This is a genomic window from Cloacibacterium sp. TD35 (genome assembly GCF_028864635.1).
Lineage (GTDB): Bacteria > Bacteroidota > Bacteroidia > Flavobacteriales > Weeksellaceae > Cloacibacterium.
Window position 1 is genome coordinate 1,579,958 of record NZ_CP104850.1, and the last position, 26,090, is coordinate 1,606,047.

22 protein-coding genes are annotated in these 26,090 nt (G+C 33.6%); 12 read left to right on the top strand and 10 right to left on the bottom strand.

The features are described from left to right. Positions 1–19: 19 nt before the first annotated feature. From priA to kbl, 3 genes are all read left to right on the top strand, one after another. Positions 20–2,458, top strand: a complete 2,439-nt coding sequence (gene priA, locus N7277_RS07315) for a replication restart helicase PriA (RefSeq protein WP_274778920.1) — start codon at positions 20–22, stop codon at positions 2,456–2,458. Between the two features lie 115 nt (positions 2,459–2,573). Beyond that, a complete protein-coding gene (gene dacB / locus N7277_RS07320) occupies positions 2,574–4,019 on the top strand; it encodes a D-alanyl-D-alanine carboxypeptidase/D-alanyl-D-alanine endopeptidase (RefSeq protein WP_274778921.1) in 1,446 nt (481 codons plus the stop codon). Between the two features lie 81 nt (positions 4,020–4,100). Beyond that, positions 4,101–5,297 carry a glycine C-acetyltransferase gene (kbl, locus tag N7277_RS07325; RefSeq protein WP_274778922.1) on the top strand — a complete coding sequence of 399 codons (1,197 nt, stop codon included), beginning with the start codon at positions 4,101–4,103 and terminating at the stop codon, positions 5,295–5,297. Positions 5,298–5,347: 50 nt separating this feature from the next. Here kbl and N7277_RS07330 read toward each other — a convergent pair whose 3' ends face one another. Then, entirely contained in the window at positions 5,348–5,809 is a 462-nt protein-coding gene (locus N7277_RS07330; protein WP_274778923.1) for a hypothetical protein, read from the bottom strand. Between the two features lie 100 nt (positions 5,810–5,909). Here N7277_RS07330 and N7277_RS07335 point away from each other — a divergent pair, with 100 nt between their 5' ends. After that, the gene (locus N7277_RS07335; protein WP_274778924.1) at positions 5,910–6,341 is read left to right on the top strand and encodes a DUF4268 domain-containing protein; all 432 of its coding nucleotides are present in this window, start codon (positions 5,910–5,912) and stop codon (positions 6,339–6,341) included. A gap of 37 nt (positions 6,342–6,378) precedes the next feature. Here N7277_RS07335 and gldG read toward each other — a convergent pair whose 3' ends face one another. The 4 genes from gldG to N7277_RS07355 all read right to left on the bottom strand — a co-directional run bounded on the left by gldG (position 6,379) and on the right by N7277_RS07355 (position 10,297). Further along, positions 6,379–8,034, bottom strand: a complete 1,656-nt coding sequence (gene gldG / locus N7277_RS07340) for a gliding motility-associated ABC transporter substrate-binding protein GldG (RefSeq protein ID WP_274778925.1) — start codon at positions 8,032–8,034, stop codon at positions 6,379–6,381. Positions 8,035–8,042: 8 nt separating this feature from the next. Beyond that, positions 8,043–8,771, bottom strand: a complete 729-nt coding sequence (locus N7277_RS07345; protein WP_274778926.1) for an ABC transporter permease — start codon at positions 8,769–8,771, stop codon at positions 8,043–8,045. An 81-nt stretch (positions 8,772–8,852) separates the two neighbouring features. Then, a complete protein-coding gene (locus N7277_RS07350) occupies positions 8,853–9,416 on the bottom strand; it encodes a CopD family protein (RefSeq protein WP_274778927.1) in 564 nt (187 codons plus the stop codon). A 53-nt stretch (positions 9,417–9,469) separates the two neighbouring features. Beyond that, on the bottom strand, positions 9,470–10,297 hold the full coding sequence (locus N7277_RS07355) for an SAM hydrolase/SAM-dependent halogenase family protein (RefSeq protein WP_274778928.1): 828 nt from the start codon (positions 10,295–10,297) through the stop codon (positions 9,470–9,472). Between the two features lie 77 nt (positions 10,298–10,374). On the opposite strand from N7277_RS07355, the gene N7277_RS07360 reads away from it, so the two are divergent. Beyond that, on the top strand, positions 10,375–11,334 hold the full coding sequence (locus N7277_RS07360) for a PhoH family protein (RefSeq protein WP_274778929.1): 960 nt from the start codon (positions 10,375–10,377) through the stop codon (positions 11,332–11,334). A gap of 57 nt (positions 11,335–11,391) precedes the next feature. On the opposite strand, the gene ffh is transcribed toward N7277_RS07360, so the two are convergent. From ffh to N7277_RS07375, 3 genes are all read right to left on the bottom strand, one after another. After that, positions 11,392–12,759, bottom strand: coding sequence for a signal recognition particle protein (gene ffh / locus N7277_RS07365; protein ID WP_274778930.1), 1,368 nt, complete (start codon positions 12,757–12,759; stop codon positions 11,392–11,394). 114 nt (positions 12,760–12,873) lie between these two features. Then, positions 12,874–13,131, bottom strand: a complete 258-nt coding sequence (locus N7277_RS07370; protein WP_274778931.1) for a hypothetical protein — start codon at positions 13,129–13,131, stop codon at positions 12,874–12,876. A 44-nt stretch (positions 13,132–13,175) separates the two neighbouring features. After that, on the bottom strand, positions 13,176–14,123 hold the full coding sequence (locus N7277_RS07375; protein ID WP_274778932.1) for a kelch repeat-containing protein: 948 nt from the start codon (positions 14,121–14,123) through the stop codon (positions 13,176–13,178). A 368-nt stretch (positions 14,124–14,491) separates the two neighbouring features. On the opposite strand from N7277_RS07375, the gene N7277_RS07380 reads away from it, so the two are divergent. Further along, the gene (locus N7277_RS07380) at positions 14,492–14,815 is read left to right on the top strand and encodes a hypothetical protein (protein ID WP_274778933.1); all 324 of its coding nucleotides are present in this window, start codon (positions 14,492–14,494) and stop codon (positions 14,813–14,815) included. 61 nt (positions 14,816–14,876) lie between these two features. Here N7277_RS07380 and N7277_RS07385 read toward each other — a convergent pair whose 3' ends face one another. Both N7277_RS07385 and N7277_RS07390 read right to left on the bottom strand, forming a co-directional pair. Next, positions 14,877–15,071, bottom strand: coding sequence for a cold-shock protein (locus N7277_RS07385; RefSeq protein WP_274778934.1), 195 nt, complete (start codon positions 15,069–15,071; stop codon positions 14,877–14,879). Between the two features lie 163 nt (positions 15,072–15,234). Beyond that, positions 15,235–15,663: a cold-shock protein gene (locus N7277_RS07390; protein WP_274778935.1), complete on the bottom strand. Its 429-nt coding sequence runs from the start codon at positions 15,661–15,663 to the stop codon at positions 15,235–15,237. A gap of 798 nt (positions 15,664–16,461) precedes the next feature. Here N7277_RS07390 and N7277_RS07395 point away from each other — a divergent pair. The 6 genes from N7277_RS07395 (at position 16,462) to N7277_RS07420 (ending at position 25,899) form a co-directional block, all read left to right on the top strand. After that, positions 16,462–17,526: an SBBP repeat-containing protein gene (locus tag N7277_RS07395; RefSeq protein ID WP_274778936.1), complete on the top strand. Its 1,065-nt coding sequence runs from the start codon at positions 16,462–16,464 to the stop codon at positions 17,524–17,526. Positions 17,527–17,749: 223 nt separating this feature from the next. After that, positions 17,750–18,673, top strand: a complete 924-nt coding sequence (locus tag N7277_RS07400; protein ID WP_446715138.1) for a bile acid:sodium symporter family protein — start codon at positions 17,750–17,752, stop codon at positions 18,671–18,673. Positions 18,674–18,994: 321 nt separating this feature from the next. After that, entirely contained in the window at positions 18,995–21,973 is a 2,979-nt protein-coding gene (locus N7277_RS07405; RefSeq protein ID WP_274778938.1) for a SusC/RagA family TonB-linked outer membrane protein, read from the top strand. 9 nt (positions 21,974–21,982) lie between these two features. Continuing rightward, positions 21,983–23,434: a SusD/RagB family nutrient-binding outer membrane lipoprotein gene (locus N7277_RS07410; RefSeq protein WP_274778939.1), complete on the top strand. Its 1,452-nt coding sequence runs from the start codon at positions 21,983–21,985 to the stop codon at positions 23,432–23,434. A 71-nt stretch (positions 23,435–23,505) separates the two neighbouring features. Next, positions 23,506–24,267 carry a glycerophosphodiester phosphodiesterase gene (locus N7277_RS07415; RefSeq protein WP_274778940.1) on the top strand — a complete coding sequence of 254 codons (762 nt, stop codon included), beginning with the start codon at positions 23,506–23,508 and terminating at the stop codon, positions 24,265–24,267. A 45-nt stretch (positions 24,268–24,312) separates the two neighbouring features. After that, positions 24,313–25,899 carry a calcineurin-like phosphoesterase family protein gene (locus N7277_RS07420; RefSeq protein ID WP_274778941.1) on the top strand — a complete coding sequence of 529 codons (1,587 nt, stop codon included), beginning with the start codon at positions 24,313–24,315 and terminating at the stop codon, positions 25,897–25,899. Positions 25,900–26,090: the final 191 nt, after the last annotated feature.

The window sequence follows — 26,090 nt, forward strand, 5'->3', positions numbered from 1 at the left end:
TCATTTTCAAGTTTTCAAATTGAACTACGCACAAATCATTCTACCACTTAATCTCAAAGGGACTTTTACTTACAAAGTTTCGGAAGAATTTTTGTCGAAAATCGAAGTAGGAATGCGTGTTCTGGTTCCTTTTGGAGGGAAGAAAATTTATACAGGAATTGTTGCAGAAATTCATCAGAACGAACCCGAAACTTTTTTGCCAAAAGACATTCATTCATTGCTGGATGCAGAACCTATTGTTCCAAAACAGCAGTTAGAATTCTGGAGATGGCTATCTGAATATTACCTCTGTAATATTGGCGAAATCTACCGTTTTGCGTTCCCAAGTTCTTTAAAATTAGAAAGTGAAACCTATCTAAAAAGAAATCCGAATAAAGAAATAGACTGGGAAGTTCTGGATGCCAATGAAACCTATTTATTGCAGGCTCTAGAAGTGAAAAGCCTCGTCAGTTTGTCAGAAATAGAAGCGTTTATTCCTAAAAAAGAAATTGTAAGAACCGTGAAAGCGCTCATCGACGAACAATTAATTTTAATAGACGAAAAAATCTACGAAAAATATAAAGCCAAAGAAGTGGCTTATCTTCAAATTGATGAAAATATTCTCGGTAATCTGTCAGAAATTCTACAAAGCTTAACCAAAGCTAAAAAGCAAAAAGATTTGTTTTTAACAATTTTGGAGGCTCAGCAAACACATAATCAGCCTCTACGAAAATCTCAATTTTTTGAAAATGGAGTTTTCAATGCCTCGCATTTAAGAGGTTTAGTTGAGAAAAACTTGGTGCAGGAATATTATCTTCAGAAAGATAGAATCGAGACTTATGAAGGTGAAATAGAAAATCTGGAAAAACTTTCTGAAGTTCAAGAAAAAGCTTTAGCAGAAATCAATGAAGGTTTCCATGAAGACAAAAATGTCTTGCTTCATGGCGTTACCAGTTCTGGAAAAACGCATCTATATTTGGAAAAAATAGAAGAAACCATTGCCAATGGAAAAAATGTGTTGTTTCTACTTCCAGAGATTGCTTTAACGAAGCAAATTACCCAAAGATTAGAAAAAAAATACGGAAAGCAACTTGGTTTTTATCATCAAAAACTCACGGATTTCGAAAAGGTAGAAGTGTGGAGAAAAGTTAAGAATAATGAGATTAAAATTCTCATCGGAACCAGAAGTTCGCTGTTTCTTCCGTTTCAGAATTTGGGCTTAATCATCATCGATGAAGAGCATGATTCTGCTTACAAACCTCGTGAAGTTAAACCTTTTTTCAATGCAAAAGATGCCGCTTTGGTTTTGGCATATCATTATCAAGCGAAAGCGATTTTGGGTTCTGCAACACCTTCTGTAGAAAGTTATTATGCCGCAAAAAATGGAAAGTTAAAATACGTTTTTTTAGGAGAAAGATTTGGTGAAGTGGCTTTGCCAAAATATGAAATCATCAATTTCAAAGAAGCGCAAGAATCTAAACTTTCGGTAGGGCATTTTTCTCAGTATTTAATCGATAAAATTTCTGAAAATTTAGAACATAAAAAGCAAACCATCATTCTGCACAACAGAAGAGGCTACGCAAATGTGGTAGAATGCGAAAGTTGCGGTCATGTTACCTATTGCAGCAATTGTGATGTAGTGATGACGTATCATAAATCTACCAACGAGATGAAATGCCATTATTGTGGTCAAAAAGCGCAAAAACCTAAAATTTGTCCGAAATGTCAAAGTACAAATCTCAATACTCGTGGAATTGGTATAGAACAGATAGAAGAAGAAACGCAGAAAATTTTTAAGGAAGCACAAGTAGAGAGAATGGATGTAGATAGCATGCGTAAGAAATTTGCCTACGAAAAACTCTACGAAAAAATAGAATCTGGAGAAGCCGAAATAGTGGTAGGAACACAAATGATTTCTAAAGGTTTGGATTTTGATAATATAGAATTGGTGGCGATTCCAAAAGCAGATTCGCTGTTGTATGTTCAGGATTTCAGAGCAGAAGAAAGAGCCTATCAATTGATTACGCAAGTTTCGGGAAGAGCTGGTAGAAACTCTGGGAAAGGTAAAATTTATATCCAGACATACAATCCTAATCATGCGCTTTTTGAACTGATTAAAGAAGAAAATTCTGCAAAAATTTATGAGCATTTCCTCAAAGAAAGAGAACAATTTTTATATCCACCTTTTGTGAAATTGGTTTTAATAGAACTCAAGCACAGAAAAGAAGAAAAATTACAAAGAGCTTCTCAGTTTTTAAGTTCGGTTTTGCAAAAATATTTGCCCTTACCATGTATTTTAGGGCCAGAAAAAGCACCGATTGGTAAAATAAATCTCCTGTATCAGTATCAGATTTTACTCAAATTACCAAGAGGCAAAAAATACCAGGAATACAAAGATTACGTGCTGAAATCTCTAGAAGAGTTTGAAGAAATTACCGCTTATAAAAGTATTAAAATAGATACGTTTGTTGATTTTTAACAAAATTTAACAATTCTTGGGACAGTTTTAGCTATACTAAAAGAATAGAAAATGGCAATAATTTATAAATTTGTCCCGTTAGAATATTGAAAATCTGATTATTATAAAGTCTAAAATGAGAGAATTGAAAAGAATAGCTATAGCTGCAACTGTGCTTTTGCAAACTGCAGTTATTGCCCAAACTTCATCAGTTTCTTCTAATATATATACAGAAAAAAGTGGAATAGGAAGTGCTGGAATAGAAAAACCCGTGCTTTCTCCCAAAGAACAGTTAGAAGAAAATATAGAAAAAATGAAAAAAGACCCTCTCTTGCGCAATGCAAATTGGGGTTTTGTAGTTTACGATACCAAAAAAAAAGAAGTCATCACAGGTTATAATGAAGACAAACCTTTGATTCCAGCTTCTACTACTAAATTGCTTTCTACCGATGCTTCTATGGCGCTTTTGGGAGGAAGATTCAAATGGATTACTCAATTAGAATACTCTGGAACAATCGACGAAGCGGGAACGCTCAACGGAAATCTTTTCGTAATTGGCAGTGGTGATCCTTCTATGGGAACAGGTAAAGCGGGAGCGTGGTCTTATTCTCAAATTATCAGCGATTATTTATCTAAAATCTCAGAAGCAGGAATTAAAAAAATCAATGGAGATATTGTAGTACAAACGGCTGTTTTTCAAGATGTAAGATTAGAATTACCCGAAAAAATAGTTTGGTTAGAGCATAACAATTACTATCTTCCAGTAGGAAATACCAATAATATCAACCCTAAAAACGAGAGAATTGCAGTAAAAGCAAAATCTGTTTTTGACACTTCAAAAAGATATTTTTACGTATCTCCTTATATGCACAAAATGGCTTTCACCGAAAAATTTGAAGCCAATAATTTAATTTCAACGATTCCAGCAGCTCCAGCGTTATTAGCCAATAATCTTAGAGCAATTTTGATTAAAAATAGAATTCCTATCTCTGGAAAAGTCATCAATAGAGTTACAGATCCAAATCCTGAAGAAAGACAGTTTTTAGCGAAATATTCTTCGCCTACAATGGTGGATATTATTTATTTCACCAACCAAAAAAGTGATAATGCTTTAGCGGAATCCCTTTTGAAAACGGTAGGTTTTTACAAAACAGGAAATGTTTCTTTAGAATCGGGACGAGAAACCATCGTGAGACATTTAGAAGAAAAAAGATATGATTTTGATGGCTTGGTATTAGCGGATGGAAGTGGTTTATCGAGAGCAAATAAAGTAAAACCGATTTCTCAGGTGAAGTTTTTGGCAGATGTAATGAAAGAGAAATATTATGACGATTTTCTTAAATCTTTGCCTATTGCAGGAGAAACAGGTACACTGAGAAGAATGTTTAAAACAAGTAACAATTACGGTCAAATTTTTGCTAAAACAGGAACGCTTAACGGGGTGAAATGTCTTGCAGGTTACATTAAAACAAGAGACGGAAGAATACTTTCTTTTTCTTTGCTAATTAACGGTTATTTAGGCTCAGTAGATCAAATAAAAGTCAGAATGGAACAATTGCTGGAACCTGTGATTGATTTGTAGTGAATCCTTATTTTAATATAGAAAGCCTTCTTTTATGAGGGCTTTTTTTATTACATTTGTGAAAATCAAAAAATCTAAAAAATGATTTCAGAAAAATACCTTAAACACTTACAAAACGAGCTAGAAAATATCGAAAATGACGGATTGTACAAGCGTGAAAGAATTATTACGTCTCAGCAGTCTGCAGAAATTGTAGCCAATGGAAAATCATTATTGAATTTCTGTGCCAATAATTATTTGGGACTTTCTAACCATCCAGAAGTGATGAAAGCATCTCAAGACATGATTGCTTCTCACGGTTACGGAATGTCATCAGTGCGTTTTATCTGCGGAACTCAGGATATTCATAAAGAATTAGAAGCTAAGATTTCTGAATTTTTAGGAACCGAAGATACGATCTTATATGCAGCATGTTTTGATGCAAATGGTGGGGTGTTTGAACCGCTTTTCACAGAAGAAGATGCTATTATTTCAGACGAATTAAATCATGCTTCTATTATTGATGGGGTTCGTCTTTGTAAGGCAGCGAGATATAGATATAAAAATAATAATATGGAAGATTTAGAAGCACAACTCATTGAAGCTTCTAAACAAAATCACCGATTCAAAATCATCGTAACAGATGGAGTTTTCTCAATGGATGGAATTGTAGCAGATTTAAAAGGAGTTTGCGATTTAGCAGAGAAATATGATGCGCTGGTAATGGTTGATGATTCTCACGCAACAGGTTTCATTGGTAAAACAGGACGTGGAACTCACGAAGCTAACGAAGTGATGGGAAGAGTAGATATTATTACCTCTACCTTAGGAAAAGCTTTGGGTGGCGCTTTGGGAGGTTTTACTTCTGGTAAAAAAGAAATTATCGACATGCTTCGTCAACGTTCGCGTCCGTATTTATTTTCAAATTCTCTAGCTCCAGGAATTGTAGGAGCGGCTTTGAAAGTTCTGGAAATGCTTTCTAAAGACACTTCACTTCGTGATAAAGTCATGGAAAACGCAGAATATTTCCGTACGGAAATGAAAGCCAAAGGTTTTGATATTCCAGATGGTGATGCTGCGATTGTTCCTGTAATGTTATACGATGCTAAATTAGCGCAAACTTTTGCAGAAAAAATGATGGAAAACGGCGTTTATGTAATCGGTTTCTTCTACCCAGTAGTTCCGAAAGGAAAAGCGAGAATTAGAGTTCAGCTTTCTGCAGGACATACCCGTGAACATTTAGATAAAGCCATTGCTGCTTTCGAAAAAGTAGGAAAAGAATTAGGCGTTATTTCTTAATCAATGAAATAAAAAAAGATAAAATTAAAGCGGATGAAAGTCCGCTTTTTTTATTCTCTTTTATTAGGATTGATGGGTTTTTCTTTGGTGATGACTATTCCGCGGATATAGTTTCGGTCTTGATAAACCCAAACGCTTAAAAATTTAATTTCAGGATTCTTTTCCGTTTTTGCATTGAAAATAAACAATTCTACAGGATCTGAAGTCAATGAAATTTTATAGAAATAAGCAGAGTTGAGATTTTGCAATTCTATTTTTCCTAAATCTGTTTCATTTTTTTGACAGATATCACTTATTTTTTCATCTAAAAACATCTCAAATTTCTTGGCAATATTGAATTTTTCAAAAGAGGTGAAGTTCTTATTTTCACATTTATTGAGAAACTCTTGAATAAAATTTTTGGCAATGGTTTGTCTTTCTGTGTTAATGTTTTTATCCGAAATTTTCTTGTAATAACTTTGAGCTGAAAGTAAAGAACTGAAAAATAAGGCAATAATGATGAGGTTTTTCATGGTTTAAATTTCCTCAAAACTAATATTTTTTAACGAAATAAAATAAGATTTGAGCAGAATTTCCCTATTTTCGCCAACTCATAACTTATAACTAAATAAAATGTTCAGCAAAGAAGAAGCTGCAAAAATAAAAAAGGAATTTTGGACCAGTTTCGGGAAGTCGTTTCCGAAGAAATGGATTTTGTACGATACTAAAATCAAAGATTTCGCTTTTAAATTCTATTGTGATAACAAAAAAGCTGAGGTTTCTATAGACATAGAAATGAAAGATGAAATCTTCAGAAATGCTTATTATGAAAAGCTTTGGTCTTTAGAAGGGATTTTAGAAGATGAACTGAAATGCGAGGTGTATAAAGATGAATTCTACACCTTAGAAAACGGAAAAGTGATTTCTAGATTTTGGGTGGAAAAACATGGAGTTTCCATCTACAATAAAAACACGTGGCGAGAAATTTTCGAATTTTTTGTCGAAAAAATGACTGCTTTTGAAATGGTGTATTATGAATACGAAGATTTTATAAAAGATGTGTAAAAAATCCTTAAAGTTTTAAACTTTAAGGATTTATAATTTATCCGAATTTCTTCTTTCTCAACCAGAAGAAAATTCCACCGAGAAGTCCTAAAATTGCAAGAGGAGTTAATAAATTAAACCATTGCCAGTTTGTTTTTTCTTCGTCTATTCTTCTTCTGTCTAGCAAGCGAGATTCTATATTTCTGTTTCTGAGTTCTATGAGATTAGAATCATCGAGAAGCCAATCTAAGCAGTTTCTCAAAAATTGTTCGTTTCCGTAGAGTTGGTCGGTTAATAAATCTGCTCCTAAAGGTAAGTTTTGACCTTTCATCATTTGATTTCGGCCAACATCACCATCAGAAATAACAATCATTTTATTGTTTTCAGACACTTCATTTTTGAAATTTGGGAATCCGTTTTTCTCACTTCTATTCGCATAGGCAGAGGTAAATTTCCCTTCTAAACTCACTGCAAAAATCTTAGGTGTAGTAGGTTTTTCCATAACAGAAAGACTGTCAAGATTTGCCATTTCTGAAAGCTCCACATAATTAGGAACCGATTTAGCAGTGGTTCTTTCACTTGATTCGTAAAGCACTTGAGTTTTGATATTTTTTCTTCCCAATGTATCAATAGCAGTTGGGAATTCAAATTTTACAGGATTAATATTTTTGGTAATCGGATTATTATTTTCATTAATTCCCAAAGGAAAATAAGGCCAAATTAAATTGGAGTATTGAGGATTTCCTGCCACTTCGCCAACTTGCAGTCTAATCAAAGCAGATTTTTGGAAATCTTTAATCAAAGGCGCTTTGATTCTCACGCCGTAATTAAAGAAAAAATCGGTCATATTGATGTCGATAGGATAAGCCATGAGTTTTTTCTTGGTCATCAAAGTATCCATTTCTGCATTTACGGCGTCAATCATCCAAAGTGTTTTTCCACCGTTCATAATGTATTGGTCTAGAATCACTTTTTCACCGTCAGTAAAGGCTTTTCTAGGCTTTGCAATTACCAGAGCATCCATTCTTTCTAAATTCGGAAGATCTTCTAAAGTCAACTCTTTTTTGTTAACAGGAATTACAGGACCAGCATTGTAATTTTCGAGTGTCATGTCCATAAAACTGCGAAATTCATCTACTCTTAATTCATCTTGATTCACCAAAACACCTACGTTTTTCTTTTGGTCTGTCACCAAAGATTTAATGGTAGATGCGAAGTTAAATTCCAGATTTTCAATGGATTTGGTTAACTGTTCCGTTGCATCTATTCCCATTTGATTGGTTATCAACGAAATAGAAGTTCCGTAACCTTTATATTTCAGGGCTGCATAAGGAAAAAGCACAATTTGAGAAACTTTCCCGTCTTTCATATCAGGCAACATAGAAGGTTGCATTCCCATTGCTTGAAGCGTATCTTGAGACATTTTAGTCGCAATAGGATCGATGAATTTGTAATCAATTTTTGGATTGATTTTTCTGAATTCTTCTAAAAGAAACTGCGTTTCATTCTGCAATTGCTTGAAACTGGCAGGAAAATCACCTTCCAGATAAACTTCTACAGTCAGTGGTTCTTTTACAGATTTCAGCGTTTCTACCGTAGCATCAGAAAGGGTGTAACGCTTCTCTTTAGTCAAATCAAAACGATGAGAAAATACCCCGAAAATTCCTAATAATAGGATGATGGCTGGAATAATATATTTTAAATTTTGTTTCATTTTTGTAATTATTTCTTATTCCCTACAAAATATTTAGCCAAAAACAAACTCAATCCAATCACGAACAAGAAGTAAAATACATCTTGGGTATCAATCAAACCTCTTGTAAAAGCGATAAAATGATGATAAAAGCCAAGATTTTGAAGCAAATAATCTGCACCTCCTAACAATTTGAAATTGGCCAATTGTTCTATCCCAAAGTATAAGATGAAATTCAAGAAAACGCCCAATAAATAGGCCATAATTTGATTGGTGGAAAGTGAACTTGCCAAAATCCCAACAGCAGAAAATGTAGCAATGAGAAGAATAATCCCGAAATAGCTTCCTAAAGTCGCTCCGAGGTCTAAATTTCCTGCAGGAACTCCTAAAGCGTAAACAGAGTACAGGTAAACCAATGAAGGGAGTAAACATAAAATCCCTACTAAAAATACTGCTAAAAATTTCCCTGAAACGATTTCAGAAATACTTAATGGTTGAGAAAAAAGCCATTGCAATGTTCCGTTTTGTTGTTCCTCAGCAAAAGATTTCATGGCTAATGCAGGAATAATGAACAAAAACAACCATGGTGAAAGCGTGAAAAAGCTCTGCAAACTGGCAGTTCCGATTTCTAGAATATTGAAATCATTCTCGAAAAAAAATAAAAATAAAGCAGAAATAAAAGAAAATGCACCGATGATAATCCATGCACTCCAATTCCCGAAATAACTCCAAAGTTCTTTTTTTAGTATTGCTATCATATTTTTTTGGGTGTTAGATGATGGGCGTTAGATATTTTTTTGGATTTTCATCCAGCATCTAACTTCCAGCATCCAAAAAATTTATTTTTTCTTATTCACCAATTTTACCGTCATCATAATTACCAATACAATAACGATGAATCCTATAAATAATTGCCACCAATATTGCAATGCGGTAGATTTTAATACAGCCACAAAAACCACTAAAAATAAGATGAAAGTAGCGATTTCGTTGCTTTGTCTAAGTTTAAGATTAGCTGTAGATAAATCTTGGTTATTGAGGTGTTTAATTTCTAAAACTTTTTTCCAACACCAGTAATGGTAAACGAAAAGTCCAATTAAAAACAAAATTTTATAGTAAAACCAAGATAAGGAAGGTTTAGCCATTAACAAAGGGAAATTAGGATAGTAATAAAAAACCATCCAAACACCAAAAATGGTCATCAAAACAAACGCAGGAACCGTAATAATGTTCCATAATCTTCTTGCCATATAAACATATTGCTCACGAAGAATTTCCTTTTTAGGACTTTCGAAAGCATCAGTGTCTTTGTAATACACAAAAATTCTTACGAGATAAAAAATTCCCGCAAAATAACTCACCATAAAGATGATATGTAGCGCTTTTATGATTAAATAAGTCATAGCTTATACTTTTTTGTTTCGTTTTTAGAGTTCCAAATAATCTTGCTTCTTTTTTACTCAAATTGTAAATACACTTTGTCCCCCACTTTTAAGCCAAAAAGCGAATTGGCACCATTGTTTTTTGTACCTTTATAAATGGTGATTTCTAATAAATCTTGGCCATTAAAAATAGCAGAAGCTTTGCCATGGTATTCGTTTTCTTTTTCCCAATCTGTGACGATGTCTGTGTATTTACGATTGATGTTTTTCAGTAAAATATTTCGAATGTTAATCTCAAAATTGTTGAAATTCACCATCGTTTTATCAAAAAATAATTTGCTGATATTGGTTACGCAATTCCCGAAATTATCAATGTACATCACTTCGCCAATCAGCATTTTTTCGGGTTCATTAAAGTAAGGTTTTGCAAAAGTAGTACACTTGTATTGCTTAATTTTTCTACCGATGAGTTCTGGCAAACCACCCTTAGTCAAATGTGCTGCGACGGGAACGAAAATATCTACACTCGCAAATTTTACCTCGTCGTCAAAACGATTATTGATGGTAATTTCGTAAATGGCTTCTGGTTTTTGGTCAAAAAAAGTGAGACTCATCAAACCATTGTCAGCGGTAATAAAATAATGCCCATCCATTTTTAACAAAAGATTTTTACGGTCTTTGTGAAAAAAACTGTCTACGGAAACAATATGCACACTCTCTTTAGGGAAATGTGCGTATGCATTTCTAAGAATATAAGCGGTTTGGATAAGATTATACGCCCCAATTTCATGGGTAATATCAATAATTCTAGCATCTGGATTAAGCTGGAGAATACTGCCTTTAATGGCTGAAACTCTGTGGTCTAGATTTCCATAATCTGATGTAAGGGTAATTATTGGCATTTTTAATAGTAAAAATTTGAAAAAACAAAGATATTGCTTATTTTTGGTAAGATAAAATTTTTAAAAATATAAACAATTTGTACGAAATCACTTACGAACTCAGGGGAATAGACACTAAAATTTTTTATGGTGTTAATAATCAGTATTTTAATTTGCTGAAATCTACTTTTCCTACGCTGAAAATCACGGGGAGAGATAATTTCATTTTTGCAATGGGAAATCAGGAAACTCTAGATGTACTTAAGCAGAAATTAGATGATATCGTGAGTTATATTTCTACCAATAATTCTATTGGACTTAAAGATTTAGAAAACATTCTCAAAATAAAAAGTGAAGAGGAAAAACAATTGGTTTTTGACCAAGATATAATTGTAAAAGGCGTAAATGGTAAGGTAATCAAAGCTAAAACGACCAACCTTAAAAAATTAGTAAAGGAATGTGATAAGAAGGATATGGTTTTTGCCATCGGTCCTGCAGGAACAGGGAAAACCTATACCAGTGTTGCTTTGGCAGTGAGAGCATTAAAAGATAAAGAGGTAAAAAGAATCATTTTAACCAGACCCGCAGTAGAAGCAGGAGAGAGTTTAGGGTTTTTGCCTGGCGACCTCAAGGAAAAGCTAGATCCTTATTTACAGCCGCTTTATGATGCGCTTAGAGATATGATTCCTTTTGAGAAATTAGAAGGTTATATAGAACGTAATATAATAGAAGTAGCCCCATTGGCTTTTATGAGAGGAAGAACTCTAGATGAAGCTTTTGTAATTCTAGATGAGGCGCAGAATACTACACACTCTCAAATGAAAATGTTTCTGACGAGAATGGGTATGAATGCTAAATTTATTATTACTGGAGACCCTAGTCAGGTAGATTTACCGCCTAAACAACATTCTGGCCTAAAAGAAGCCATGAGAATTCTAAAAGGTGTTCATGAAATAGGTTTTGTACATCTTACAGAAGAAGATGTGGTAAGACACCCTGTAGTGAAAAAAATTATCTTGGCTTATAACTCCGAAGAGAAAAGACAAAGAGAAGAATAAACTAAAAAATCCTGAGAAATTTTTCTCAGGATTTTTTTATATCATTAATTAAAAATTTTATTTTCCAAAAAGGTTACCGCCCATTCCCGGCATACTTGGCATACCTTTGCTCATCATCTGCATGAGTTGTTTTCCTTGAGGTCCTTGCATCATCTTCATCATTTTGCCCATCTGTTCGAATTGTTTCATCAGTGCATTTACATCTTCTAATTTTCTACCAGCACCTTTAGCGATTCTTTTTTTACGGTTCATATCAATCACAGAAGGTCTTCTTCTTTCTTCTGGAGTCATAGAGTAAATAATGGCTTCTATATGCTTGAAGGCATCATCATTAATGTCTACATCTTTTATCGCTTTTCCTACGCCTGGTAACATTCCCATTAAGTCTTTCATGTTACCCATTTTTTTGATTTGGTTAATCTGCGTTAAGAAATCATCAAAACCAAATTCATTTTTAGCGATTTTTTTATGAAGTTTTTTAGCTTCTTCTTCGTCAAATTGTTCTTGAGCTCTTTCTACTAAGGAAACTACGTCTCCCATTCCTAGAATTCTGTCTGCCATTCTTTCTGGGTAGAATAGGTCTAGAGCTTCCATTTTTTCGCCAGTAGAAATAAACTTAATTGGCTTATGAACGACAGAACGAACAGTAAGCGCAGCACCACCTCTGGTATCACCATCTAATTTGGTAAGAACTACACCATTGTAATCTAAAACATGGTTAAAGGCAAGAGCTGTATTTACCGCATCTTGACCCGTCATCGCATCTACTACGAAAAGGGTTTCGGTAGGTTTTACGGCTTGGTGAACGTTTCTGATTTCGTTCATCATGGCTTCATCTATGGCAAGACGACCTGCGGTATCTATAATCACTACATCATGCTTGTTATCTTTAGCAAACTGAATAGCGTTTTTAGAAATCTCTACAGGATTTTTATTTTCGATTTCTTTATAAATGGTTACGCCTACTTGGTCTGCAAGAACAGTTAACTGGTCTATTGCAGCGGGTCTGTAAACGTCACACGCAACCAATAAAGGGTTTTTGCTTCTTTTTTGTTTTAAATAATTGGCTAATTTTCCAGAAAAAGTAGTTTTACCAGAACCTTGTAAACCAGCAATTAAAATAATGGTAGGTTTGTCAGAAAGATTGATGCCTTCCTGAGTAGTACCCATCAATTCTACCAATTCATCATGTACAATCTTGGTCATCAATTGCCCTGGAGTAATAGAGGTAAGCACGTTTTGTCCTAGTGCTTTGTCTTGAACTCTTTTGGTAAGGTCTTTGGCTACTTTGTAATTAACATCGGCATCTACCAGAGCGCGGCGAATTTCTTTAACTGTTTCTGCTACGTTAATTTCTGTAATTTTTCCTCGGCCTTGAATGTTTTGTAAGGCTTTATCTAGCTTGTCCTGAAGACTATTAAACATATTGAATGATTTTTTAAGATGTGCAAAAATAAGGAATTTTGTTGGTTTTTCAAGTTGATTTTACTTTACTCTTTATTAAAACTCAAAAAGATTAATTTTTACAGTAAACTTATCTTATTCGCTTTTATCGGTTATAAATTTGAAGAATTGATTGTTCAATTTTATTTCTTTGATTCTTTTATCCTGTTGATTTTTTTGTTCTAGAATTACATCATCATAATCTACATCTAGAATTAGACTAATTTTTGTTTTCAAACTGTTTAAGGTAGCTTCTCTTTTACGCAGTACAGTATTAATACTCTGGCTGTTAATAGATTTTTCTATGATTCCATTAAGGTTATGAATAAGGATGTAATTTTCTAAATTATTCATGAGATAACTTAAAAGAGATTGTTCTAATGATGATAAGTTCTCAATTATTGAGCCATTGTAATGAAATAAATCATTTTCTGGGTCATATAAAATAATTGATTTTTTTCTGTAGTAATTGATTTATGTCTTGTTTTTTTCTTTTTCTTCGTTTTAATTTTTAACCAAAATACTATTGATAAGAATGATATAAAAACACCACCATATATCCAGTTAGAGTAATAAAAAATAGGATTGGTGTAAAATTTATCTACTTCTATTGGGTTTTGAAAAAAATCTTTTAGAGGAATAGAGGTGAACTCTACCTGTCTCGTAGCTGTTTTTACAGTTAGGTAATTGAGTGTTTTATTTTTAGGATTATAAATAATTTTTTCATTATTTATAGGGATTTTGGTTTTATAATAGGTGATTTTATTATTTAAAATATCTACAATAGCAGAATATCCAAAATCAGTAATATAAATTTTTTGGTCAGCTATGAAGTTATTTTTTCCTAAGCCATTATAAAAAGGAATATTGTATTTTAAATTCACTATTCCTATTGATTCCCATGTATAATTTTTTAGATTATATTTCCATAATTTATTAGGATTGTTGGGCTTAGGTCCAAAGCTTATTTCGTCTTCTCTATACCCACCGAATAAATAAAAATGGTTTCCTATTAGTATGTGGTACTGATCTGTTCCAGGGAAAGGTTTTTCTTTACTTTTGTTGCCTACTAGAAACCATTCTTTTGTAGAAAAGTCAAATTTGGTAAGTATATTCTTGTAGGTAAATAGCCCATATCCTCCAAAAAGATACATTTCATTATTGTACTGGAAATGAGAAGCATGGAATTGGTTTTTATGAAGGAACGAATGATCAATTCTTTTTAAATGCCCATCACTATACTCTAAAACTACGCCTCCGCCACTATTTACAAAATAATTTTTTTGGTTAATGCTATATTGATATTCATAAAAGGAAAGATTTTCTGGAAAATCTCCTTTAATCAATTTTTGTTTTTTATTGAACCCATTTGTATAAATTATAGAATCATTTTTTATGATTTTTATATCTTGAGTTTTAGCGTCTAAAAAAATATAATATTGATTTTTTATCTTATCTTCTTGAGAAAAGGACAAAATAAATGAGAATAAGAGGTTAAATAATATAATTTTCGTACTCCATGTATACATACCGTGTTTTTTTATTAATTTTTTTTTCAAAATTAAATTTTTTTAATTAAATGCTAAAAAATAAAATGGATGTATGTATACATAATGTATAATTGTGTGTGATTTTTCATGAATAAAATGTTATGATTCATAAATTTGGATGTATAATTTTAATTATATAAAGCGTCTAAAAATCATACAAACCAATGAAAAACAAAACTAAAAACTTTTTAAACCTATGTACTTCAATTTTAATAGTTACCATTTGGAACTATTTTCCTTACAAATCAGCTTGTTTTAATTGTGATGGCAATTCAGATTTTTGGTGGAACTTGCCTATTCATCAATTGGATTATCAAGGAATAAACTGGGATAGCTATTTTTTTATTAATTTTATATTTACCATTTTGGCTATTTTTTTTAGCCAATCTATAATTATTATTTCATCAAACTTTGATAATTTAAAACTACAAAATATTAGATTATTTATTCATAACTATATGTTTGTTGATCAAAATAGACATACGTAGTCAATAAAAAAAGCGACCTTTTAAAAAGTCGCTTTCGTGTATATAGAATACCAAAAAGAGATTACGCTAATTTTACTTGAGTAGCATTTAATCCTTTTTGTCCTTGTGTTACTTGGTACACAACTTTGTCATTTTCTTTAATTGTTCTAGTGCTTAGACCAGAAGAATGTACAAAAATGTCATCTCCTCCATTGTTTGGAGTAATAAATCCGAAACCTTTTGTTTCGTTATAAAATTTTACGGTGCCTTCTTGCATAGTAATGGGTTTTAAATAGGCATTTTTAGGATGCCTTTGGTTAATGTATTAAGAAATAGTAAACCTTAGTTTTTATTTCTTAACGGTTAATAGCGCTTTTGCGCACTTTATGAAGTAAAGAGAATTAAAATCAATGGAAATAATTCCATTTTTTTTGTTCTCGTTATTTAATCAGTTCTATATTGATTGCAGAGAATCCTTTGGCTGATCTTTCTTTTTCGAAAGATACTTTGTGTCCTTTTTTAAGAAGTTCTTTGGCATTATTTTGGTGGAAAAATACATTTTCTTTTGAGCGGTCTTCGGTGATGAAACCATAACCTTTTTCGCTTAAGAAAGTGATAATTCCAGATTTTCTAGTTTCTTCTTCAGGAATAGGAGCAGCTCCTAATTGAATATCGTCTAGAGAAACCTCTTGTCTTTTTTCTGGCGGAGTAGTTGTAATTCTTCCGAACTCATCTACATAGGAAAACATATCTTCTAGTTCTTTTCCTTTGTTGTTGTTCGCTTTACGCTCTTCACGGCGCTGTGCTTTTTCTTTTTGTTTTTGAATTTTTTTCTTAAAGTTTTCTTTTTTTGAGAAAGAATCTGCCATAAATAATGTTCTGTTTGTTTTTTAATGAATGATAAAACCAATGGTTATTGGTGTATTGCGTGCTATAAGAAATCTACTGTTTTATAAACAGAGCGCTTATATCATAAGGATCAGGGGAACTTCGTCCAGGTTATTTTGCCTTGTTTTGCTTTCAGGGTTATGTGCATCTGTGAGGTGTTATTCTAAAAAGGGACGCTGAAAAAGCAAAAACTGAAAAAGAAATAAAAAAATATTCTAAACTGTAACAGATAGCAAAGGCAGTAACCTATTTTATAAATTATTCTACAAAGGTACACTAAATAAATGACGTGACCTAATGATGAGTTTTTGGGTGAGGATTTCACCATGATTAGGGTTGGGGTTGAATCAAGTGGCAATCAAAGTGCAGTCTTGTTCGGAAAAAGTACCGTTTTTCCGAAGCAGACTCGAACTTGATTCGAACAAGACTCGAAGGAAAGTGGAAAAAAGGAGAGTAAATGAGTGTGTTTTTTTGGAGATAATAAGAGAGGGTGATGTCTAGTTGTACAGCAACTGAGGTGCAATTATCCTGCCTCTATCCTGCAATTATCTAGGAGGGTTCTATTAAGTAAATTACTGATGATTTTATTACATGTGTTAGTAAGGTGATATCTATGATTTATTTAATAAATTGATATTCAGTTGGTTTTTGTTTTTGTTGGAAAGTTGTTTTGAAAAAATAATAAGGGGTTGTTAACGCTTTTTAACGCCTAAAATGATTCGTTTCTGTAAAACTACATCTAGATTTGCAGCATTAAAAATTAATAAAAAAAGATATTTATGAAACAAAATTATTTTCTTAGACTTCTTAAGTCTTTAATCATTTCTATTTTTGCTTTTGGTACATGTGTACAATTTTTTGGACAAACGTCTACTACCATTGCATCAAATGTTGATCCTTATGGGATTGCGGTAGATTCTAATGGTAATGTTTTTTTTGGGGATCTTACTACATTTGAAGTAAAAAAAATAGATGCAATTACTGGAGTGGTTACAACCTTTGTTTCACTAGGAGCCTACACTTATCCTTATGGATTAGCAGTGGATTCAAAAGGGAATGTTTATGTTTCTCTTTATACAATGATAAGAAAATTTAATTCTGATGGTGTAAAGGTAAAAGACATTGGGCCAGTTTATTCTCCTTATGGTTTGGCTGTAGATGGTGCAGATAATTTGTATGTTGCCAATAGTGGAAGTAATAATGTTCTTAAATTTCCTGCAGATGGATCAGCAAGTAAGACATTAGGAACGGGTTTTAAGAGTCCTCAAGCAGTTGCTGTAGATTCTGCGGGTAATATTTATGTAGCCGATTATTTAAATCAGTCAATAAAAAAAATGGACGCATCAGGAGCGAATATTGTAACTTTAGGAGCAGGTAGAGTAGCTCAACCCAATGGAGTAGCTGTAGATTCTGAAGGAAATATTTACGCAGTGTCTGGCGGAATGTCTGGAATGGTGAAAATGGATGCAAACGGTCAGATTGTTTCAAATATTAATTCGGTTAAAAATCTTCCTGCTGTCGTTATAGATTCAAAAGATAATATTTATGTATCTAGCCCCAGGACAAAAACGGTAGAAAAACTTGTGTCTTCAACTACCTTGTCTACAACAGATAGCTTAACAGAGCCACAGGTTGGAATTTATCCCAATCCAGCGAAAGATTTTGTAACCATTTCTAATCTTAAAAAAGGGCAGGAGATAGTCATTTATGATGTTACAGGTAAATTGTTATACCGTACTACTGCTACACAAACCGTAATGACGCTGAATACAACTTTTTATAAAAATGGTTTGTATCTCGTAAAAATAGGAAATGAATCAATGAAGTTGATGATTTCTAAATAATAAAATAACAAATGATGAAAAAACTCGCCTTTTACTGAAAAGTAAAGGGCGTTTTTTTACCCCAAAGAATTATAAGAAGTAGATATTGCTCTTCAAGACTATAAAATTCTAATCTTTAATTTCTAAAATGTAATATCTGTCTTATCTTTGTGTAAAATCTGGGAGATTGAATTTTAAAAAATTAGCAGATAAACAAAACATCTTTTTATTGTTATTGCTCGTGATGGTAATAGCGGGAAAACTCATTCCTTACCAAGAATCTTACAATCAAATATTTAACCTAGAACAATTCATCGATTGGGGAATTGCGGGAATTTTCCTTTTGTACGGGCTAAAACTCAACTTGAGAGAAGTCCTGAAAGATGTTTCCAACTGGAATTTGCACCTTTTGGTTCAGGCGGGAACTTTCATTCTTTTTCCAGCATTGGTTTTGGTTTTTTATCCAATTTTTAAAGATTCGCTGTACTTCCAAAGTTGGCTTTCCGTATATTTTTTAGCGTGTTTGCCTTCTACGGTTTCTTCATCGGTAGTGATGGTTTCTATTGCCAAAGGAAATGTGACTTCGGCTATTTTTAATGCATCTATTTCTGGACTTATTGGCATTGTAATGACGCCTTTATTGATGGGGTTTTTCTTAAATGCTCAAGCTGCCGAAAGTCATCAGTCTGAAATAATCCAACAATTATTACTCAAAGTTCTTTTGCCGATTATCTTGGGAATTCTCCTCAATCCTATTTTAAAAAATTGGGTAACGAAATACAGTAAAATCATTGCAGAATTTGATCGATTGATTATTCTATTGATTGTCTACGAAAGCTTTTCTAAAGCATTTATTGAAAATATTTTTTCTACCGTTCCTTCATTGGTTTTTGTGGTGATTACTATCGCTGCGGTGGCGCTGTTTTTTATCGTTTATGAGATTTTAAATCGCATTTCGCACCGATTAGGTTTCAGCAGAGAAGATACTATTACCACCACTTTTTGTGGTTCTAAAAAATCTTTGGTTCATGGCAGTTTATTCGTGATGATTCTAGGAATCCCAGAAGAACAAAAAGTTCTTTTCCTATTGCCGATTATGATTTACCACAGTTTCCAATTGTTCTATGTAAGCGCTCTCGCCAATAAAATCGCAAAAAACAAAATTTAAAACCACCATAACCCTCATAACCCTCATAACCCTCATAACCACCATAACCTCTATAAATTTATAACATTCCTTAAATTCCCTCATTTTCAAATTTTCAAATTCTCTTATTAACTTTTCTTAAAAAGCTTCTTTCAATGTTAAATCCTCAATCTCCCAAAGATGAGAGTTTTAGATGTTTTCACTCTTTTACTTTTAATGTTTTGGCAAAATAACATTCATTTTTGATTAAAATTTGGTTGACGAATAATTTAAAGAATGTTAAAAGCTTGTTAAAATACTTAACGACCGTATTAGAATACTTTTGAGCAAAAAAAAAGTAAAATGCAAAAACGAACACAGCAGATTATTTTATTAGCTGCTCTAGGTCTGGTAAGTGTAACCCATTTACAGGCGCAATCTAAGAAAGCAAAATTAGATTCCGTAAGAAACATAGACGAGGTAGTAGTAACTGCTTTGGGAATCAAAAGACAAGACAAATCCCTAGGCTATGTAGCAGAAAAAGTGTCATCAGAAGAGTTTGAAAAAACACAAAACAACAACTGGGCACAAGCGTTAGAAGGAAAAGTGGCGGGGCTTAAAATCCAAACAGCAGGTGCAGGTCCTTTGGGAAGTGCTAAAATTACCTTGAGAGGAAGTATTTCCATGAATTTGGACAACAATGAAGCATTGATCGTAGTAGACGGTGTTCCATTGGGCGGAACCAATACAGGTACAGGAAACGCGGCGTATGGTGCAGGTTCTGGAGGCGATTTGCCTGTAGATTACGGGAACAATTTTAACAGTATTAATCCAGATGACATCGAGAATGTAACGATTCTAAAAGGAGCTACCGCTTCTGCGTTGTACGGTTCTAGAGGTGCGAATGGTGCCATCATGATTACTACAAAATCCGGGAAAACTAAAAACGGAAAAATAAGAGTAACGTTTAATTCTTCTACAAGTTTTGATACCGTTTTGAAATGGCCAGATTGGCAATATGAATACGGTCAAGGTACATTGGCAAAAAATAAAGATGGTCAGTTTTACTATTCTTATGGCGCTTCAGCTGATGGAGTGAGTACGGGTGGAACAAGTAGCGCATTCGGGCCTAAATTCGATGGGCAATATTATTTTCAATATGACCCAACCGTTGAAGGACAAAGTTTAGAAAGACAATTGTGGAGACCTTACAAAGACAATGTTAAAGGTTTTTGGCAAATGGGAACTACCTATTCTAACAGCATCAGTATCGAAAGTTCTAATGATAAAACTTCTTTCCGAACTTCACTAAGCGCTGTAAACAATACTTGGATGATGCCGAATACCGGTTTTGATAGATATAATTATGCTTTGTCTTTTGATCATAAGGTAAGCAAGAAATTGAGGGTGGCTTCTAAATTTGCCTACAATTATACCAAGAGTGATAATTTACCTTCTACAGGATACAACAATCAATCAATTTCTTATTTCATGATTTTCCAGAATCCAAATGTAGATTTATCATGGTATGAGCCCATTTGGAAGAAAGATAAATATCAGGTAGACCAGATTCACCCTTTCAGTACATTTATAGATAACCCTTATCTTATCGCTTATGAAATGCTAAATGGTGTAAACAAAAAATTAATCACTGGTAATATTACAGCAACTTATAATTTCAATAATAATTTTGAAATGATGCTAAGGTCTGGTATCGAAATCACAGACGAAGAAAGAACAACCAAGAGACCTTACAGTTCTGCCAATTACCTTCAGGGATACTATCGCGAACAATACATTAAAAATTCTGAGTATAATACAGACTTACTTTTTACGTATAAAAATAATTTTGGGAAATGGGGCGTTTCTGCTTCAGCAGGAGGTAATATCAGAGCAAATGAATATGTGCTGAATGATTACAGAGCCATCGGTCTTAGAGTTCCCGGGATTTATCAATTAACCAATGCGATTTCTCTAAATACAAGAATTGCTCAACCGAATGACAAAGAAACCAATAGTGTTTACGGTTTAGCATCATTCAATTATGATAACCTTTGGTTTGTAGATTTCACTGCGAGAAACGACTGGAGTAGTACTTTACCAAAAGCTAATCGTTCTTATTTCTACCCATCGGTTTCTACCTCTTTAATTCTTTCAGACATTTTGAAAATGAATTCTAAAAGCTGGAATTATTGGAAGTTGAGAGCTTCGTGGTCTCAAGTAGGAAACGATACGCAGCCGTACAAATTACAACAGTTCTATAACACGAGTGATTTTGTAGGTTCGGCAGAAAATATTGCCAATTTCCAAAACCCTAATCTAAAACCTGAAATGAACCAAAACATAGAAGCAGGGATGGATTTCAGTTTCTTCAAAAATAGATTAACGTATAACGTTACCGTTTATCAAAACAGTACTAAAGACCAAATTGTAAACGTACCTTCATTAATTGAAACTGGGTATTCTACACGTACTATTAATGCTGGTGAAGTAAGAAATAGAGGGGTAGAAATGACACTGAATGCATTCCCAATTAAAAATAAAAGTTTCCAATGGAATGTTACCGCAAACTGGTCTATGAATAAAAACAGAATTATGTCTTTGCCGGCAGAATTCCAAGGGGAGCCGTATACTATGGGAAGTGTAGGTGGAGTAGTGTTCTTTAATGCTGTAGTAGGAGGTTCTCTAGGAGATATGTACGGATATAAATTACAGTACGCTCCAGACGGACAGGTGATTTACGGTAGTGATGGTCTTACTGCCAAATCTACAGAAATAGAATACGTAGGAAATGCCTATGCAAAATGGAGAGGAGGTTTACAAAACGCTTTTAAATACAAAAACTTTTCTTTGAGTTTCTCTTTTGACGGGCAATACGGTGGTAGAGTCTACTCACAGTCTCACCATAAAATGTCTGAACAAGGAAAACTTACCCATACTTTAGTAGGAAGAGATAATCCAAACGGTACAATTGTAGGAGTAGGAGTGGTTCAAAATCCAGATGGGTCTTTCTCTCAGAATACCAAAGCAGTATCTCTAACTTCTTACTATGCAGATTATTACAGAAGAGCTAATGTGGAAACTAACTCATTTGATGCATCTTATGTTAAACTAAGAGAAGCCAATATCACTTTTTATTTCCCTAAACAAATCGTGCAGTCATTAAACATGTCAGACCTAAGCGTATCGCTTTTCGGAAGAAATCTTTGGATGTGGACTAAGTTCCCATTGTTTGACCCAGAAGCAGCTACTCTGAACGATTCATCAATTACTCCAGGGGTAGAAATAGGGCAACTTCCTACTGCCCGCACTGTAGGAATTCAACTTAATGCTAAATTCTAATCGAAAACTATGAAAAATATATGGATAAAAGCAGTAGCGTTCTGCGTAATTTCTCTAGCCGCTTCTTCTTGTAGCAGGTCTTTTGAAGAAATCAATACTGATAACAGCAAGATTTTAGAACCTACACCTGCCAGTTTATTGGCACCTATTCAATACAATATGGCTTCTAATGCTTATTTAAGAGCCAATGATTTCACTTTTGATATCATGCAGATAGCAATAGATTTCCCGGGAGAAGGAAATAATATTTCAAGATATTATGTAACAGAATCTACAGGAAACTCATATTGGAACACTTCTTATAAATGGCTGAAGCAAGTAAAACAAATGCAAGACTTGGCAGTTCAGCAAAACAATAAAAATTATCAGGCGATTTCTATGGTAATGAATGCATGGTTATATTCTAATCTTACTGATACTTTTGGAGACATTCCGTTCTCTGAAGCTTCTAGAGTAGAAGAAGGCATCACTCAACCGAAATTCGATAAACAAAAAGACATTTACGTAAAATTATTAGACGATTTAAAAGTAGCAAATGCTCTTTTTGTAACCAATACTACTTTAGCAGGACAAGATTTATTCTACAATGCGAATAATGATGTCAATGGAATCACGTATTGGAAAAAATTCTGTAACACTTTGTCTTTAAGGTTGTTAACTAGGATTTTAAAGAAAAAAGGGGAAATAGATGTATATGCAAGAATTCAAGAAATAGTAAACAATCCTACCGTTTACCCAATCTTTCAGAGCAATGCTGAAAGTGCCTTGATGAATGTTACAGGCGTAGCGCCTATGCTTCCGCCATTGGCAAGACCTCAAGATTTTACTTCTTATAGAGCGGTAGGGGAGTTTTTTGTACAGACATTAAATGACAACAAAGATCCTAGAATGGCACAATTTTTTACTCAAGCAAAAAACTTAAGTGATAATAAAAATATTGGTTACAAAGGTGCTCCAGTTGCTTACATGAACGGAACTACGTTTACGTATCAACCGTCTAATTTTAACCAGAATTTAGCTAAAGCACCGCTTAAAGTCTTGATTTTACCATATGCAGAGTTGCAGTTCATTCTATCAGAATTAGCATTTAGAGGAATCATCACTGGAAACGCTCAAACGTATTATGAAAACGGGGTAAAAGCAGCTATCGAACAATGGGGTGCTGTGGTTCCAGCCAATTATTTTGCTAATCCTAAAGTTGCCTATGATGGAACTCTAGAAAGAATTATGTTGCAGAAATATGTAGCACTGTTCTTTGTAGACCAGCAACAGTGGTTTGAACAAAAAAGAACAGGTTATCCAGTACTACCCAATAATGGCGGGTTATTAAATGACGGTAAAATGCCTCAGAGATTATTGTATCCTACGCAACCAAAAATATTGAACAATGCTAATTATAACGCCGCAGTTCAATCATTGGGAGGAGATAATATCAACGTTAAAGATTGGTGGAATCAATAAAAATTTAAAAAAAGAATACATTTTTTACAAGCGATGATTAGCTTTGTAAAAGATTTGTAACGATATTCAATATGAAAAAATTAATTCTTTTGGCCACTTTAGTTGGCGCCAATTTTTACCACGCACAGACTCAAGTGATTGCTCACAGAGGTTTCTGGAAAACCAATCCTACTACCTCTGAAAATTCTATTGCTTCGCTTAAAAATGCTCAACAATTGAAAGTGTATGGCAGTGAGTTCGATGTGAGAATGACCAAAGATGGCGTTCTGGTCATCAACCATGATGAACACATCAATGGGGTGGAAATTGCGGCTACGGATTTTAAAAGTTTGAAGAAACAGAAATTATCAAACAGTGAAAATCTATCTACTTTAGAAAAGTATTTGAAGCAAGGTAAAAAATCTGCGGTAAAACTCATCCTTGAGATAAAACCCGCCAAAACTCCAGAATTGGAAACCGAAATGGTAGAAAAAACACTGGCAATGGTAGAAAAATACCAACTGCAAAATCAGACTGAATACATCTCATTTAGTCTGCATATTGCCAAAGAATTAAAAAAGCAAAATCCTAAAGCTTTGGTGCAATATCTTGCAGGTGATCTTTCGCCACAAGAGATTAAAAATTTAGGAATTGATGGCATAGATTATCATTATAATGTATTCTTAGAAAAACACCAAGATTGGATAGAACAAGCCAAAAATTTGGGTGTTATCACGAATGTGTGGACCGTAAATGACCCAGAAATCTATAAAAAATTGTATGATGCTGGTGTACAATTCGTAACCACCAATACACCAGATGTATTTTTAAATATCAATAAATCTAGAGAATAGTTTCATAACCATTGAATATACTCTCATAAAATTACAAATCAACAAATGAAACAATCATTTTTAATACTTTTCTTGTGCTCTGCATTTTCTTTTGCACAGCAACAAGCAACAGGATATGTCTTCGAAGACACCAACAAAAACGGTATCAAAGACCGTAAAGAAAAAGGAATTGCCAACGTTTCTGTTTCTAATGGAGTAGACGTAGTAAAAACAGACGAAACGGGAAAATATACCTTGCCTGTAGAAAATGACAATATTATTTTCGTCATCAAACCAGCCAACTATGCTACCCCGAAAAGCAACACGCAGTTGCCACAGTTCTACTACATTCACAAACCTGAAGGTTCGCCAAAAGACATGAAATATGCAGGCGTAAAACCTACGGGAAAATTGCCAAAAGAAATCAACTTTCCATTATATGCACAAAAGGAAAACACACAGTTCAAAGTATTGGTGTTTGGTGATCCTCAACCGTATGATGAAAAAGAAATCGATTATTTTAAAAGAGGAATCATCAATGAAGTGAAAAACAATAAAAAAGATGCTGTTTTTGGCATTAGTTTAGGAGATTTGGTAGGAGATGATTTAAGTTTACATCCATTGTACATCAATGCGGTTAAAGAAATCGGTTTGCCTTGGTATAATGTGATGGGTAACCACGACATGAACTACGAAGCAAAAGATGATAAACTGTCAGACGAAACTTTCGAAGCGAATTTTGGCCCGAATAATTACGCTTTCAATTATGGCAATGTACACTTCATCGTGTTAGATGATATTCTTTATCCAGATCCTAGAGATGGAAAAAGCTATTGGGGCGGTTTCAGAAAAGACCAGTTAGACTTCGTGGAGAATGATTTAAAAAACGTAAATCCTAATCAGTTGGTAGTGTTTTCATTCCACATCCAGTTGACACCGGAAAATGATGGGGACAAACACTTTAGAATGGAAGACAGAAAGAGGTTGTTTGAGATTTTAAAACCTTTCCAAAATGTATTGATGATGTCTGCACACACGCACAAGCAAACCCAATTGTTCTACGGAAAAAAAGAAGGTTGGGAAGGCATCAAACCGATTCATGAGTTCAATGCAGGAACCACTTCTGGAGACTGGTATTCTGGGACGGTAGATGAATTGGGTGTACCAAAATCTGTGATGAGAGACGGAACAGAAAGAGGTTATTCTTTTGTGAGTTTCAATGACAATCAGTACGAAATCACGTATAAAGTAGCAGGAAAACCAGAAGATTATCAAATCAATCTTTGGGTACCGAAAGTGATTCCTTTCAAGACGAAAAATGCAGCAAGAATTGTAGCTAATTTTTTTATGGGAAGCAAGCATGATAAGGTAGAATACAGAATAGATAATGGCGAATGGAAGGAAATGGATTATACAGAATCAATAGACCCAGATTATACGAATGATGTGTTGAAATGGGATACCACACAAGAACTGTTCACTGGAAGAAGACCTAGCAATCCAGAAGCTTCAAAACATATTTGGACAGCCCCTTTTTCTAGAAAATTAGAATTGGGAACCCACGAAGTAGAAGTAAGAGCCAAAGACCGTTACGGAAAAACTTACACCACAAAAGCTACTTTTGAAGTAAAAAACTCAACGTTAATTCCATAAAGAACATATAAACATTGTAAATCAAAAAAGCCAACCATAAGTTGGCTTTTTTTTTGATTGTTGGAAGATTTTTTTATTTTGAGTATACTTAAATTACTTCTATAATTTCATTACTTTTATTCAATCCAAAAACCTAAAACATGACATTTATCATATTTTTTGTCATTCCGCTCAGATTTATATAGTTTTAC

Coding starts and splice junctions, on each gene's coding strand:
- N7277_RS07405 (WP_274778938.1), top strand. CDS start 18,995: ATGCAAAAACGAACACAGCAGATTATTTTATTAGCTGCTCTAGGTCTG.
- N7277_RS07415 (WP_274778940.1), top strand. CDS start 23,506: ATGAAAAAATTAATTCTTTTGGCCACTTTAGTTGGCGCCAATTTTTAC.
- N7277_RS07390 (WP_274778935.1), bottom strand. CDS start 15,663: ATGGCAGATTCTTTCTCAAAAAAAGAAAACTTTAAGAAAAAAATTCAA.
- gldG (WP_274778925.1), bottom strand. CDS start 8,034: ATGAAACAAAATTTAAAATATATTATTCCAGCCATCATCCTATTATTA.
- N7277_RS07350 (WP_274778927.1), bottom strand. CDS start 9,416: ATGACTTATTTAATCATAAAAGCGCTACATATCATCTTTATGGTGAGT.
- N7277_RS07395 (WP_274778936.1), top strand. CDS start 16,462: ATGAAACAAAATTATTTTCTTAGACTTCTTAAGTCTTTAATCATTTCT.
- N7277_RS07410 (WP_274778939.1), top strand. CDS start 21,983: ATGAAAAATATATGGATAAAAGCAGTAGCGTTCTGCGTAATTTCTCTA.
- N7277_RS07370 (WP_274778931.1), bottom strand. CDS start 13,131: ATGAATAATTTAGAAAATTACATCCTTATTCATAACCTTAATGGAATC.
- N7277_RS07400 (WP_446715138.1), top strand. CDS start 17,750: ATGGTAATAGCGGGAAAACTCATTCCTTACCAAGAATCTTACAATCAA.
- N7277_RS07380 (WP_274778933.1), top strand. CDS start 14,492: ATGAAAAACAAAACTAAAAACTTTTTAAACCTATGTACTTCAATTTTA.
- N7277_RS07345 (WP_274778926.1), bottom strand. CDS start 8,771: ATGATAGCAATACTAAAAAAAGAACTTTGGAGTTATTTCGGGAATTGG.
- kbl (WP_274778922.1), top strand. CDS start 4,101: ATGATTTCAGAAAAATACCTTAAACACTTACAAAACGAGCTAGAAAAT.
- N7277_RS07420 (WP_274778941.1), top strand. CDS start 24,313: ATGAAACAATCATTTTTAATACTTTTCTTGTGCTCTGCATTTTCTTTT.
- dacB (WP_274778921.1), top strand. CDS start 2,574: ATGAGAGAATTGAAAAGAATAGCTATAGCTGCAACTGTGCTTTTGCAA.
- N7277_RS07385 (WP_274778934.1), bottom strand. CDS start 15,071: ATGCAAGAAGGCACCGTAAAATTTTATAACGAAACAAAAGGTTTCGGA.
- N7277_RS07355 (WP_274778928.1), bottom strand. CDS start 10,297: ATGCCAATAATTACCCTTACATCAGATTATGGAAATCTAGACCACAGA.
- ffh (WP_274778930.1), bottom strand. CDS start 12,759: ATGTTTAATAGTCTTCAGGACAAGCTAGATAAAGCCTTACAAAACATT.
- N7277_RS07330 (WP_274778923.1), bottom strand. CDS start 5,809: ATGAAAAACCTCATCATTATTGCCTTATTTTTCAGTTCTTTACTTTCA.
- N7277_RS07335 (WP_274778924.1), top strand. CDS start 5,910: ATGTTCAGCAAAGAAGAAGCTGCAAAAATAAAAAAGGAATTTTGGACC.